Source organism: Mycobacterium bourgelatii (genome assembly GCF_010723575.1).
GTDB lineage: Bacteria > Actinomycetota > Actinomycetes > Mycobacteriales > Mycobacteriaceae > Mycobacterium > Mycobacterium bourgelatii.
Genome location: NZ_BLKZ01000001.1, coordinates 1,619,513 through 1,631,461 on the forward strand (window position 1 = coordinate 1,619,513; position 11,949 = coordinate 1,631,461).

General features: G+C 66.2%; 10 protein-coding genes. 7 read left to right on the plus strand and 3 right to left on the minus strand.

Annotated elements, in window-relative coordinates:
- Nucleotides 1-25 precede the first annotated feature (25 nt).
- Nucleotides 26-1,555, minus strand: coding sequence for an ATP-dependent DNA ligase (locus G6N68_RS07380; RefSeq protein ID WP_163709781.1), 1,530 nt, complete (start codon nucleotides 1,553-1,555; stop codon nucleotides 26-28).
- Nucleotides 1,556-1,653: 98 nt separating this feature from the next.
- Here G6N68_RS07380 and G6N68_RS07385 point away from each other — a divergent pair, with 98 nt between their 5' ends.
- Complete coding sequence (locus G6N68_RS07385; protein ID WP_163709784.1) at nucleotides 1,654-2,412, plus strand: SDR family NAD(P)-dependent oxidoreductase; 759 nt, start codon at nucleotides 1,654-1,656, stop codon at nucleotides 2,410-2,412.
- A gap of 116 nt (nucleotides 2,413-2,528) precedes the next feature.
- Nucleotides 2,529-4,706, plus strand: coding sequence for an acyl-CoA dehydrogenase family protein (locus G6N68_RS07390; protein ID WP_163709787.1), 2,178 nt, complete (start codon nucleotides 2,529-2,531; stop codon nucleotides 4,704-4,706).
- A gap of 84 nt (nucleotides 4,707-4,790) precedes the next feature.
- Here G6N68_RS07390 and G6N68_RS07395 read toward each other — a convergent pair whose 3' ends face one another.
- A complete protein-coding gene (locus G6N68_RS07395; protein WP_163709790.1) occupies nucleotides 4,791-5,135 on the minus strand; it encodes a Zn-ribbon domain-containing OB-fold protein in 345 nt (114 codons plus the stop codon).
- A 52-nt stretch (nucleotides 5,136-5,187) separates the two neighbouring features.
- Here G6N68_RS07395 and G6N68_RS07400 point away from each other — a divergent pair, with 52 nt between their 5' ends.
- From G6N68_RS07400 to G6N68_RS07415, 4 genes are all read left to right on the plus strand, one after another.
- Nucleotides 5,188-6,375: a thiolase family protein gene (locus G6N68_RS07400; protein WP_163709794.1), complete on the plus strand. Its 1,188-nt coding sequence runs from the start codon at nucleotides 5,188-5,190 to the stop codon at nucleotides 6,373-6,375.
- Nucleotides 6,369-7,844: a FadR/GntR family transcriptional regulator gene (locus G6N68_RS07405; RefSeq protein WP_163709797.1), complete on the plus strand. Its 1,476-nt coding sequence runs from the start codon at nucleotides 6,369-6,371 to the stop codon at nucleotides 7,842-7,844. The genes G6N68_RS07400 and G6N68_RS07405 overlap by 7 nt, the downstream gene beginning before the upstream one ends.
- A gap of 147 nt (nucleotides 7,845-7,991) precedes the next feature.
- Complete coding sequence (locus tag G6N68_RS07410; protein ID WP_163709800.1) at nucleotides 7,992-8,960, plus strand: anti-sigma factor RsbA family regulatory protein; 969 nt, start codon at nucleotides 7,992-7,994, stop codon at nucleotides 8,958-8,960.
- Between the two features lie 168 nt (nucleotides 8,961-9,128).
- Complete coding sequence (locus tag G6N68_RS07415) at nucleotides 9,129-9,623, plus strand: 2-isopropylmalate synthase (RefSeq protein ID WP_163709804.1); 495 nt, start codon at nucleotides 9,129-9,131, stop codon at nucleotides 9,621-9,623.
- A 16-nt stretch (nucleotides 9,624-9,639) separates the two neighbouring features.
- Here G6N68_RS07415 and G6N68_RS07420 read toward each other — a convergent pair whose 3' ends face one another.
- On the minus strand, nucleotides 9,640-11,118 hold the full coding sequence (locus tag G6N68_RS07420; protein WP_163709807.1) for a cytochrome P450: 1,479 nt from the start codon (nucleotides 11,116-11,118) through the stop codon (nucleotides 9,640-9,642).
- Nucleotides 11,119-11,227: 109 nt separating this feature from the next.
- Here G6N68_RS07420 and G6N68_RS07425 point away from each other — a divergent pair, with 109 nt between their 5' ends.
- Nucleotides 11,228-11,881 carry a TetR/AcrR family transcriptional regulator gene (locus G6N68_RS07425; protein WP_163709810.1) on the plus strand — a complete coding sequence of 218 codons (654 nt, stop codon included), beginning with the start codon at nucleotides 11,228-11,230 and terminating at the stop codon, nucleotides 11,879-11,881.
- Nucleotides 11,882-11,949: the final 68 nt, after the last annotated feature.

Here is an 11,949-nt window from a genome sequence, read left to right on the forward strand (position 1 = left end):
CGTTGTGGCGCTCGCTCGTGCGGGATCAGTACATGGCCCGCACCGTGTCGATGGTGTCGGCTTCGGCGGGGCTCTTGTCGTCGCGATAGCGCACCACCCGGGCGAACCGCAGTGCGACCCCGCCCGGGTAGCGCGACGAACCTTGCACCCCGTCGAGCGCGATCTCGACCACCTGCTCGGGGCGCACGTGCACCACGTAGCCGTCCGTACCGCCGACGGCGAGTTCGGTGAATCGGGCGGTCTGCCATTCCAGCATGGCGTCGGTCATGCCTTTGAAAGTCTTTCCGACCATGACGAATTCACCCGTTGCCGGATCACGCGCGCCCAGATGGATGTTCGACAGCTTGCCCTTGCGCCGGCCGGAACCCCACTCGACCGCCAGCACCACGAGGTCGAGGGTGTGCACCGGTTTGACCTTCAGCCACCCCGCGCCTCGGCGGCCCGCTTGATACGGCGCCGACGCCGCCTTGGCCATCACCCCTTCGTGGCCGGCGGCCAGCGTCGCCTCCAGAAACGCCGCGGCCGCCGCCGCGTCCGAGGTGTGCAGCCGGTCAACCCGTTGCGCTTCGGGTACCAGCGCGTCGAGGGCCGCCAGCCGTTCGGCGGTCGGGGCATCGAGCAGATCGACGCCGTCGTGATGCAGGATGTCGAAGAAGAACACCGAAAGTGGTTGTGCTGCACGGGCAGCCGCCACGTCGACGGAGCGGCCGAACCGCGATGCGGTGACCTGGAAGCGGTGTGGGCGGTTGTCCGGGCGCAGCGCGATCGCCTCGCCGTCGGCAACCAGCTCGCGCACCGGCAACGCCAAGGTGGCCTCGACCACTTCGGGCAGCCGGGCGGTCACGTCGTCGAGGCTGCGGGTAAAGACGGTGACCTCGTCCCCGGACCGGTGGATCTGCACCCGCGCGCCGTCCAGCTTGGCTTCGAAAATGCTTGTCCCGCCGTGACGTTCGAGTGCATCGGCGACATCGGTGGCCGTCTGCGCCAGCATCGGGCCGACCGGTCTGCCCACCCGCAGGGTGAACTCGTCCAGCGCACGCTCACCGCCGGACAGGCCCGCGGCGGCCACCGCCGGCAGGTCGCCGCCCAGCATCGCGGCCCGCTGTACCGCGGCGGCCGGAATCCCGGCGGCCTTCGCCACCGCGTCGGTCATCACGCCGATCAGCGCGCCCTGCCGCAGTTCACCACCCAGCAGGCGCACCAGGAAGGTTTGCTCGGCTTCGGTGGCGGCGGCGAACAAGCCCCTGACGAGTTCGGCACGCCGCGCCTGCGATCCCTTGCCCGACACCGCCTTGATTTCGGAGAAGGTGGCGTCGACGCCTTGGACGGTCAGAGTGGGGCTTGGTGCCGCGGGCGGCAGCGAGCGCAGGCTCGCCCAGCCCACGCCGATCTGGCGCTGGCGGAGTTCGCCGGAGAGCCACGACACGATGATCGCGACGAGTTCGGCGTCGGGTGCTGCCTGGCTCAACAGGTCGGCGATGCGCGCGACCTTCGTCAGGCGCGACGAAGTGCCGCCCACATTAAGCGATGTGCTTGCTACGTCGACAAGGAGCACGCTCGCCAGCTTGGCATGCCTCCCCGACAAGCCCGTGGAGCGGACGCGCTAGCGTTACAGATCTCACGGATTCTGACAAGCCGCAAAGGAGAGGCCGGATGGAGATCAGCGGGAAAAAAGTCGTCGTAATCGGCGGCGCTTCGGGCATGGGACGTGCCAGCGTCGAATTGCTGCACGAGCGAGGAGCGCAGGTCGCGGTGCTCGACCGCGAGAACTCCGACGGCAAGGAGGTCGCCGAAAGCGTCGGCGGCAAGTTCTACGCGGTCGACGTCACCGACTTCTCCGGCACCGAGCAGGTGTTGCAGGCCGCGGTCGATGACCTCGGTGGTCTGCATGTCACGGTGACCACCGCCGGCGGCGGCATCGCCAAGCGCACCCTGACCAAGACCGGCCCGCACGACCTCGAATCCTTCCAATCAGTGATCGATCTGAACCTCATCGCCACCTTCAACATCAGCCGCCTCGCCGCGGCGCACATGAGCAAGAACGAACCCGAAGACGAGGAGCGGGGCGTCATCATCAACACCGCGTCCATCGCGGCGTTCGAAGGCCAGATCGGACAGGTCGCCTACACCGCGGCCAAGGCGGGCATCGCGGGCATGTGCCTGACCATGGCGCGTGACCTGGGTTCGCAGGGTATCCGGGTGCTTGCCATCGCCCCGAGCCTGTTCGCCACCGGGCTCACCAAGGGCATCCCGGACGAGTTCGCGACGGCGTTGACCAAGGACGCAGCCTTCCCCAAGCGGCTGGGCCGGCCGGAGGAGTACGCCAAGCTGGTCGCGGCGATCGTCGACAACCCGATGCTCAACGGGCAGTGCCTGCGTTTGGATGCGGGACAGCGCTTCGCGCCCAAGTAGCTCCCGAGTAGCTCCCGAGTAGCCCAGGCGTAGGGCCCTCCCCGCATTAAGTACACTCTTTAGCGAAATCGGCCCCGCGAAGAGGCGGGCCGGATTGTGGCGCGAGGAGGGCCCTCATGGGTATCGCACTGACCGACGACCATCGCGAACTCGCCGAGGTTGCCCGCGGGTTCCTGACCTCGCAGAAGGCGCGCTGGGCGGCGCGTGAACTGCTCGATGCGGCCGAGGAGGATCGGCCTCCCTTCTGGCAGAACCTGGTCGAGCTCGGCTGGCTCGGTCTGCACCTCGACGAGGAATACGGTGGCTCCGGCTACGGGTTGCCCGAACTCGTGGTCGTGGTGGAAGAACTCGGCCGCGCGGTGGCGCCGGGGCCGTTCGTGCCGACCGTCATCGCCTCCGCGACGATCGCCCGCGCCGGCAATGCGGACCAAAAGGCGCGCCTACTCCCGGGATTGGTCGACGGCAGTGTCACCGCCGGCGTCGGCGTCGGCGGCAGCGTTTCGGTCGCCGACGGTCGTGCTGATGGCGACGCGGGCGTCGTGTTGGGTGCGGGATTGGCCGGGTTGCTGCTGGTGGCCGCCGGCGATGACGTGCTGGTGCTGGACCGGGACCGGGACGGTGTGACGATCGAGGTGCCCAAGAACTTGGACCCGACCCGGCGTGCCGGACGGGTGCGTCTGCAGAACGTGAGTGTGTCCGACGACGACATCCTGCCGGGTGCCCGCGAATCGTTGTTGGCGCGTGCGCGGACGTTGCTGGCGGCCGAGGCGGTCGGCGGGGCGGCCGATTGCGTCGACACCGCCGTTGCCTACGCCAAGGTGCGTCAGCAGTTCGGGCGCACCATCGCGACTTTCCAAGCGGTGAAACATCATTGCGCGAACATGCTGGTGGCAACCGAGTCGGCGATCGCGGCGGTGTGGGACGCGTCCCGCGCGGCGTCCGAAGACACGTCGGACGACGAATCGCAGTTCCGGCTGATCGCGGCCGTCGCGGCGGTGCTGGCGTTTCCGGCCTATGCGCGAAACGCCGAACTCAACATCCAGGTGCACGGCGGCATCGGTTTCACCTGGGAGCACGACGCTCACCTGCATTTGCGACGGGCGTTGGTGACCACGGCGCTGTTCGGCGGTGACGGGCCCGCCGAAGATGTCTTCGAGCGCACCGCCGCCGGGGCGGTCCGGTCCAACAGCCTGGACCTGCCGCCCGAGGCAGAAGAGCTGCGCACCCAGATCCGTGCCGACGCCCAGGAAATCGCCGCTCTGCCGCAGGAAGCCCAACTCGACAAGTTGATCGAGACGGGCTATGTGATGCCGCACTGGCCCAAGCCATGGGGTCGCGCCGCCGACGCGGTGGAGCAACTGGTGATCGAGGAAGAGTTCAGTGCGGCCCGCATCAAGCGCCCGGAGTATTCGATCACCGGCTGGGTGATCCTGACGCTGATTCAGCACGGAACCGATTGGCAGATCGAAAGATTCGTGGAGAAGGCGCTGCGCCAGGAAGAGGTGTGGTGCCAGCTCTTCTCGGAGCCCGACGCGGGCTCGGATGCGGCGTCGGTCAAGACCCGCGCGACGCGGGTGGACGGCGGTTGGAAGATCAACGGGCAGAAGGTGTGGACCAGCGGAGCGCACATCTGCGCCCGCGGTCTGGCCACCGTGCGCACCGACCCGGATGTTCCTAAGCACGCCGGCATCACCACCGTGATCATCGACATGAAGGCGCCGGGGGTCGAGGTCCGGCCGCTGCGTCAGATCACCGGCGGGTCGGAGTTCAACGAGGTCTTCTTCAATGACGTGTTCGTCCCCGACGAGGACGTGGTCGGAACGCCCAACTCGGGATGGACCGTTGCGCGGGCGACGCTGGGTAACGAGCGCGTCAGCATCGGCGGCAGCGGTGGTTACTACGAGGGCTTGGGTGAGAACCTGGTGAAACTGGTTCAGACCTATCCAGATGCAGTGGGCGGTGCGCGCTCTCGGGTAGGGGCGTTCCTTGCTGACGACCATGCGTTGCGCCTGCTGAACCTGCGCCGTGCGGCCCGCAGCGTCGAAGGGGCCGGTCCCGGTCCGGAAGGTAATGTCACCAAGCTCAAGCTCGCCGAGCACATGATCGACGGTGGCGCTCTCTCGGCGGCACTGCTGGGCCCGGAGGTAGCGCTCTTCGACGGGCCGGGTGGGCTGATCGGCCGATTGGTGATGGGCGCGCGTGGCATGGCGATCGCCGGGGGGACTTCCGAAGTGACCCGCAATCAGATCGCCGAGCGGATTCTGGGCATGCCGCGTGATCCGCTGATCAACTAGCGGTCACCAACGCCTCGCCAGCAGACGCAAACTTGTATGAAAGTGGTTGGTTTTGTACGAGTTTGCGTCTGCTCGCGGGGGAAGTTAGGCAGGGGCGAATTGCGGTGCGCCGCCCGTGCCCTTTTCCGGCAGCAACTTGACGGCCATGCCGCATGTCACCGAATCCGGTTCGCAGCCAACGACGTTGGCCGCCACTCGTAGACCTCGCTGCTCGCTCAGTTCGACGAGTGCGATGACGTACGGCGTCGGGACTTCCGGGTTATACGGGTGATAGTTGACGGTGTAGGTGAACACCGTGCCTTGCCCGGACACCGGGCGAGCGGTCAGTTGACGGCCACAGTCGCGACATACGCCGCTTGCGGGATGCACCCAACGCTGGCACCCGTCGCAGTGTTCGATCAGCAAGGGGGACGTCGACTCGGCTGACACGCGCAATACAGTACACTCTATTGACCTGACGACATGCGGCGGGACGGTGCAGATGAGTTACTTCGAAAAGGACGCGATCCTGTCGGGCATCGGCATTTCGCGGATCGGCCGCCGCACCGGCATCCCTGGTCTGGACCTCACCATGGAGGCGGTACGGGCGGCGATCGACGACGCCGGTCTCGTCGCCGCCGATATCGACGGCATCGCGACCCTGGGTGACACCCCAGCGGCCGACGTCAACGCCGAACTCAAGATCGACGCCGCGGACTGCGGAGCCGGGTTCGGCACCGGAGGTCTGCTCAGTCCGGTGATGTCTGCCTGCCGTGCGGTTGCCGAGCGCCGCGTGCGCCACGTCGTGGTCTACCGCACCATCCAAATGCTGGGCGGCACGATCCTGCAACAGGAGAGCAAGTCCCCGCCGCCGCTCGCGCGCATGTTCGAGACTCCGGAGGGGGAACCGAAGCCCGCCGTCGGGGCGATGGACGACATCACCGATCTTCTTGCGGCACATGCCTATTCGGCGGCAAACTGGCTGGCGCTCAACTGTCGCCGGCACATGGAGTTGTACGGGACCACCAAGGAGCAGTTGGGCTGGGTCGCTCTCAACGGACGTCGGAATGCGGCGCTGAACCCCCGCGCCGTCTACCGCGAACCCATGACCATGGCCGACTATTTGAGCGCGCGACCGGTTTCCACGCCGTTCGGACTGCTGGATTGCGACGTCCCCATCGACGGCTCGATCGCCGTGGTGGTGTCGCATGCGGAGTACGCGCGCGATTGCCCGCATCGCGCGGTGAGGGTCGAAGCACTCGGCGGATCGGACGGCTCCGGCGGCTGGTACCACCGCCCCGACTACCCGAAAATGGCGATGGCCGATGCGGCGACGGAGATGTGGTCGCGCACCGACCTCAAGCCCGCCGACCTGCAGGTCGCGCAACTGTACGACGGATTCACCTATCTCACGTTGGCGTGGCTGGAGGCGCTGGGGGTGTGCGCCGACGGTGAGTCGGGCCCGTTCGTCGAAGGCGGAACCCGCATTGCCCGCGACGGCGCCCTGCCACTGAACACCTATGGGGGACAGTTGTCGGCCGGTCGCATGCACGGCTACTGGGCGTTGCACGAAGGGTGTCTGCAGTTGCGCGGGGACGCCGGAGAGCGCCAGGTATCGAAGCGCCCGGAGGTGGGGGTGGTTTCCGTGGGCGGGGGTCCCGTCGCGGGATGCATGTTGCTCACATGCTGAGTGGCCCACTCAATGCCGCCACTCCGGTTGCCGCGGCCCCCCGAAAGGACAAACGAGCTTCCCGGATTGCCCGAGAGATCGAGGCGGACATCGTCCGCCGCGGCTGGCCGGTCGGAGCCACGCTGGGTTCGGAAAGCGCTCTACAGCAACGCTTTGGTGTAAGTCGATCGGTGCTGCGTGAGGCCGTTCGGCTGGTCGAACACCATCAGGTCGCCCGGATGCGCCGCGGCCCCAACGGCGGCCTCATCGTCTGCGAGCCCGATGCTCGCCCGGCCACCCGAGCCGTCGTCATCTACCTCGAATACCGGAACACCACGCTGGACGACCTGCTCGACGCGCGTCTGGTACTCGAGCCGCTGGCGGCCGCACTCGCCGCAGAACACATCGACGAAGCCGGCATCGAGACGCTGCGATCGGTGCTGCGCGCCGAGGAGCAGTGGCGCCCGGGCCTGCCTGCGCCTCGCGACGATTTTCACCTTGCCCTGGCAGAGCGATCCAAAAACCCCGTCCTGCGGCTGTTCATCGACGTTTTGATGAGGCTGACCAAGCGATATGCGCGCGACTCGCGCACCGCCTCTGGCGCCGAGGCCAACCAGGCGGTCGACCGGCTGCACAGCGATCACGCGGCCATCCTCGCGGCGGTGACCGCGGGGGACTCGGCGCGAGCCAAGACGCTGAGCGAGCGCCATGTGGCAGGGGTGACGACCTGGCTACGGCAGCACCAGGGCGACGCGAGACGCCGACGCACGTCGCTGCCACGAGCCCGGCCCGACGCCGAATCACCTGGCGACAAGCTCGCCGAAGTCTTGGCAGCGACCATCGCCGGGGACATCGTCGCCAGCGGCCGCCAGGTCGGCTCGGTGTTCGGGACCGAACAGGCGCTGCTCGACCGCTACCGAGTGAGCCGGGCCGTCCTGCGGGAGGCGGTGCGACTGCTCGAGTACCACGCGGTCGCGCACATGCGCCGAGGACCGGGCGGTGGGCTGGTGGTCACCGAACCCGAAGCACAGGCCAGCATCGACACCATCGCGCTCTATCTGCAGTACCGCAAGCCGACCCGCGAAGACCTGCGGTGTGTCCGGGACGCCATCGAGATCAACAACGTCGCCAAAGTGGTCAAGCGTCGCGACGAACCGGAGGTGGCGGGTTTTCTCGCCAGTCACCGGCCTCATCTCGAGGACACGGCATCCGGCGACTTCCGCCTGGCCGCCGTCGAGGAGTTTCGGTTCCACGTCGGGCTCGCTCGGCTGGCCGGCAATGCACCCCTGGATCTGTTCCTGCGGATCATCGTCGAGTTGTTCCGCCGCCATTGGTCAAGCACCGGGCAGGCAATGCCGACGTGGAGTGATGTTGTCGCCGTCGAACGCGCTCACCTGCGCATTCTCGAAGCAGTCAGGGCCGGCGACGACAGTTTGGCCCGTTATCGGGTACGCCGTCACCTGGATGCGGCAGCTTCCTGGTGGCTCTAGATTCCGGACGACGGGCGTCAGTGAGATTTGCGTCATAGGCGCATAGCGAACGCAATTTTGGGGTATTTACCTGGCTAAGTGACTGTCGGTTCAGCGGGGGATCGGTCTTAGTGATGCAACCAAGGTGATTTCGAGCGGGAGTGGTACATGACTGCGAGCATGGAGACGGAGCAACGTAGCTTTGTCCATTCCGCGCTGTTCTATCACTCCCAGCGGGAGTACCTGGACTTCGTGGTGCGGTTCGTCGCCGACGGCATGGCGGTAGACGAGCCGGTACTCGTCGCCGTACCGGGTGACAAGCTGGCGCTGTTGCGTGCCGAGCTAGCCGCGATGCGCACCGGGTCCGCGTCGGAGTTGCGACTGGTCGATATCACCGACGTCTGCAATCCCAGCCGCTTCCTTGCGATGGAGACGGCCTTTGCCGAGCGGTATCCCGGCCAACGGGTGCGGATCGTCAGCCAACTGGTATGGCCCGGCCGCTCCAACGAGGAATGCTTGGCCTGTGTGCAGCATGAGGCCTTGGTCAACGGCGCGCTGACGAATCAGAACGTGCTGGGGTTATGCCTCTATGACGCAGAACGGCTGGACGACGACGTTTTGATGGGGGCGCGCACCACCCATCCGCTGGTGTGGAAATGCGGCTCGGCATACCGCAGCACGGACTATGCGCCGGAAGCCGCGCTGGCCTGGTGCAACCAGCCATTGCCGGCCAACCCGTCCGCAGTGACGTACACGGTGAGGGAGAGCGCCGACCTACGCCGCGCCCGATCGTTCGCCACGGACTATGCGGGGTGGTTGGGGTTGTCGCAAGACGGAATCGAAGATCTGCAGATGATCGCGACCGAACTGGCGACCAACAGCCTCCTGTACACCGACGGAGCCTGTCAGCTGGCATTTTGGCGCCAACACGACCATCTGGTGTGCGAGGCGCGCGACAGCGGCCAGTTCAGCGATCTTCTCGTCGGCGCACAACCCCCGGGACCTGGCGGCACGGCCAGTCGCGGGTTGTTCCTGGTCAATGCCATTGCGGATTTGGTTCGGACGCACACCAGCGCGAACGGCACGATCATCCAGGCCTACCTTCGGCTCACCCCCGCGCACGCCCAGGCAAGTTAACGCCGGGTGGCTTGCATCGAGGCGCATCGACGTCTAACGTTTTCGCTCGTGCATCTTCTTGCCGTAGTAGCCAGCACCCGCAGCGGGGTCTGATCCAGACCGACCCCCCGCTGTGGGTCGGAAGCTACTACCGTCGGTCGCTCCTTACGACTAGAGAAGACCGGCACCATGACTCTCCCCTCTCGGTTACCACGGCAGTGCGTCGCCAACGCCTGGTTCGGCGAGCACTTCGGGACCCCGCTACCCCGCGAACTGCGGGATGAGGCCGGCGCGATGTCATGGGACAGCTTCGCGGCAGCCTATGGTCACAGCGCCGGTCCGCTGCGGTTAAGGCACTTCACCTGCACTGACTCGGAGCGGCCCGCCGGGCGCCTCGGCCCGCAGGCCCGCAACTTCCGGGCGGTGCTCGCAGTCGGCGACCACATCAATACCTGTGCCGTCGCCGCCAGCGGCCCCGTCGCGGCTCTCACGGCGATGCTGCACGCGCGCGGGATCACGTTGGAAACATTGAGCTTTCACCAGATGCAGTCCGAAGACTGCACCGCCACCTTCATCCGGGGCAGCAACGGACAACGCGGCGAATGGGCGCTGGGTCTAGCGGACGACCCGACCGAGTCCGCGCTGCGCGCCGTCATCGCCTGCGCCAACCGGTTAGTTGCCTAACTCGGCAACGGGCGGATTACAGCGGGCGCAGGACTATCGGCATTCCGTCCATCGGTATGGGCATGCCGGCGTAGTCCCAGCGCGGCTGGTAACCGGGCTTGGGCAGTTCCAGACGGTAGCGGCGCAGCAGGCGGTGCATGATCGTCTTCACTTCCAGCTGCCCGAACACCATCCCGATGCACTTGTGCGGTCCGCCGCCGAACGGCGAGAACGCATACCGGTGCCGCTTGTGCTCGTTGCGCGGCTCGGTGAACCGTTCCGGGTCGAACTTCATCGGATCGGTCCACAGTGCCGGGAGCCGGTGGTTCAAGCCCGGGTAGGCGATGACGTTGGTGTCCTTTGGCAGGTAGTGGCCCAGCAGTTCGGTGTCGCGCACCGTGCGGCGCATCGCCCACTGCACTGGCGTCACCAGCCGGATCGACTCGTTGAGGACCAGGTCGAGGGACTCCAGCTTCTCCAGCGACTCGATGTCGACTGGACCGTCACCGAGGCGGTCCGACTCGTCACGGCAACGTTCCTGCCATTCCGGGTGGGCGGCCAGGTTGTAGGCCATGGTGGTGGCCGTCGACGTGGACGTGTCGTGCGCGGCCATCATCAGGAAGATCATGTGGTTGACGATGTCCTCGTCGGAGAATCGGTTGCCGTCCTCGTCCTCGGTGCGACACAGCACCGACAGCAGGTCGTCGCCCTCCTTGGCGCGCTGCTCCTTGACCCGCTCGGCGAAGTAGTTCTCCAGCAACTCGCGCGCCTTGAGTCCGCGCCACCACGTGAACGGTGGCACGCCGGTGCGGATGATCGCGTTGCCGGCCCGAGTGGTGATGGTGAACGCCTTGTTGACCTTGGTGACCAACTCATGGTCGGTGCCGGGTTCGTGACCCATGAACACCATCGAGGCGATGTCGAGGGTCAGTTCTTTCATGGCCGGATACAGCAGGAAGCGCGCGTCGTTGGCGACCCAGTCGTTAGCGATCACCTGCGAGATGACCTTGTCCATCTGCTCGACGTACCCGACGAGCCGCGAACGGACGAACGCCTCCTGCATGATCCGTCGGTGGAACATGTGTTCGTCGAAGTCGAGCAGCATCAGGCCACGGCGGAAGAACGGGCCGATTACCGGAACCCAACCCTGTTGGGAGTAGTCCTTGTTGCGGTTGGAGTAGATGATCTGCGCCGCGTCGGGACCCAGAGCCGCGACAGCCGGCAGGACCGGGGAATCGCCGAATATGAGTGGTCCCTGGGTTTCGTACAGGAACATCAGGTAATCCGGGCCGCCGCGCAACATCTCGATCATGTGGCCGAGGATCGGCAACCCGGCATCGCCGGTGACCGGCTTGAGGCCACTGCCGGCGGGCGGCTCGGCGAGTATCCGCTGCGGAAATTCCGTCTTCAGCAGTCGCCGTTCCAGCAGACCCATGCCGGGAAAGTTGTTGAACGAGGGGGTGAGTCGACGTTTCGCCTGGTCAAGCAAGTACGCCGGGGTGCTGATCGTCGCCATTGACGCTCCTTCGCCGTTATGTGGCAGCCGTCACTTACCCCCAATATTTGGGTCAAACTTGACGGCTGTCAAGTTTTCGTTTTGGCTTGCGGTGGTGCAAGGTCGACATGTGAGCACCCAGCCAGACGCCCAGCCCGAACCGGGCGGGCCGGCCTTGCGCCGGCGAGGTGACAAGCAGCGGCAGGCCATCGTGCAAGCGGTCCGCGAGCTACTCCAGGAAAAGCCGTTTAGCGAGCTGTCGGTCAGCGCGATCAGCCTTCGGGCCGGCGTCGCTCGCTCTGGGTTCTACTTCTACTTCGATACCAAGTACGCCGTACTCGCCCAGATCGTGGCCGAAGCCGCCGAAGAACTCGAAGAGCTCACACACTACTTCGCGCCCCGCCAACCCGATGAGTCTCCCGAAGAGTTCGCCAAACGCATGGTTCGTAGCGCCGCGGCCGTCTACTCGCACAACGACCCGGTCATGACCGCCTGTAATGCGGCCCGGCACACCGATGTCGAGATCCGCGAAATTCTGGAGCGACAGTTTGAGGTGCTGCTGCGCCAGATTGTCGGTGTGGTCGAAGCGGAACTGAAGGCCGGGACCGTGCATCCGATCAGTGACGATCTCCCGACGTTGATCCGGACCCTGGCGGCCACGACCGCGCTGGTGCTCACCGGTGACCCCCTCATGGTGGGTCGCGACAGTGATCCGGAACGCCGGGTGCGGGTGCTCGAACAGATGTGGCTCAATTCGCTGTGGGGCGGTTCGACAGAGTCCTAGTCGGCGTCCTAGTTGCCGTCCTAGGTGGTGGGTCTAGTTGGGGACGGCGGTACCGCCGGTATCGTCAC

Coding starts and splice junctions, on each gene's coding strand:
- G6N68_RS07385 (WP_163709784.1), top strand. CDS start 1,654: ATGGAGATCAGCGGGAAAAAAGTCGTCGTAATCGGCGGCGCTTCGGGC.
- G6N68_RS07390 (WP_163709787.1), top strand. CDS start 2,529: ATGGGTATCGCACTGACCGACGACCATCGCGAACTCGCCGAGGTTGCC.
- G6N68_RS07400 (WP_163709794.1), top strand. CDS start 5,188: ATGAGTTACTTCGAAAAGGACGCGATCCTGTCGGGCATCGGCATTTCG.
- G6N68_RS07405 (WP_163709797.1), top strand. CDS start 6,369: ATGCTGAGTGGCCCACTCAATGCCGCCACTCCGGTTGCCGCGGCCCCC.
- G6N68_RS07410 (WP_163709800.1), top strand. CDS start 7,992: ATGACTGCGAGCATGGAGACGGAGCAACGTAGCTTTGTCCATTCCGCG.
- G6N68_RS07415 (WP_163709804.1), top strand. CDS start 9,129: ATGACTCTCCCCTCTCGGTTACCACGGCAGTGCGTCGCCAACGCCTGG.
- G6N68_RS07420 (WP_163709807.1), bottom strand. CDS start 11,118: ATGGCGACGATCAGCACCCCGGCGTACTTGCTTGACCAGGCGAAACGT.